Source organism: Streptomyces phaeochromogenes, from assembly GCF_001418655.1.
In the GTDB taxonomy this organism is placed as follows: Bacteria; Actinomycetota; Actinomycetes; order Streptomycetales; family Streptomycetaceae; genus Streptomyces; species Streptomyces phaeochromogenes.
In genome coordinates, this window is the sequence record NZ_LIQZ01000086.1 from 64228 (window position 1) to 64526 (window position 299).

Here is a 299-nt window from a genome sequence, read left to right on the forward strand (position 1 = left end):
CCGCCTGCGCGGCAGGGACGGGGTGCTGCCGGCCGTGGCCGACGGCACGCGGGCCCGCCACCGTCACGCCCGACGCCATCCCTCGGTGCTCACCGTGCCGAACGCACGCCTGGCCGGTCATGTCGGAATGGGCGGATCGATGGCGACGATGCTTCTGATGATGGCCGCGTGAGGACGGCCGCATGAGAACGGCCGGCTGAAGACACGCTGCCTGAGGACGGCCCTGACGTCATGGTGTGTCCTGGTCCTGGACCGGGAGGCGCAGCCGGAGTTCGTATCCGCCGTCCGCCGTCGGGCCG

At 72.2% G+C, this 299-nt stretch carries 1 pseudogene; it reads left to right on the top strand.

Annotated features, from left to right (window positions below):
- A pseudogene (locus AOK17_RS53935) lies at positions 1-172 on the top strand (hypothetical protein); the annotation flags it as partial.
- Between the last annotated feature and the right edge of the window lie 127 nt (positions 173-299).